Here is a 603-nt window from a genome sequence, read left to right on the forward strand (position 1 = left end):
TTTCCGTACGGTGATGTCCTTTTTCAATGCGGTGGTCATAACTGACATCAATACCTTGAAAAGAGAGTGAAGATGCTGTTTCAAACCATTGTTTTACCTGATTGTAGAGAGTTGGGTGATTTGCCTTGAGTGCTAAAACATAATCTGCTTTTTTATCAATAATCTTGTTGGCAATTTCGGTTTGAGTCCCCATTGCATCAATGGTAATAATAGCTCCTGTCATATCTAATAACTCTAATAATGCCGGAATTGCTGTAATCTCATTGGATTTATCTTCTACTTTCATCTGTGCCAAGACCAAATTTTGTTCACTTGCCCAGGCACTAACAACGTGCAATGCTGATTTCCCTTGATTTCGGTCGTAAGAACCCCTAATTGTCTTTCCGTCTATGGGAATTATCTCTCCTCCCATGTTTGTCACTAGGGTTTCTATCCATCTGCTGAAACAACGATTTAATTCTTCGGGATTGATGAATTCAAATACCCGTCTGAAGGTGTCATCGGAGGGAATTCCATTTGGTAATTCCAAAAACTCTTCTAACCACTCCTGCTTGCTGATGCCGTAGTTCTCTATGTCTTCCCACCCTTGCGCTCCAGCTATGA

The 603-nt window shown here is 40.6% G+C and carries 1 protein-coding gene; it reads right to left on the bottom strand.

The genetic code is table 11. The features are described 5' to 3' along the window. Positions 1-603: ISAs1 family transposase (locus FFR48_RS28330; protein ID WP_137669619.1), on the bottom strand; the 603-nt coding region annotated here is incomplete at both ends.

Origin of the sequence: Sphaerospermopsis reniformis (assembly GCF_005402885.1) — a bacterium.
Taxonomy (GTDB): Bacteria; Cyanobacteriota; Cyanobacteriia; order Cyanobacteriales; family Nostocaceae; genus Sphaerospermopsis; species Sphaerospermopsis kisseleviana.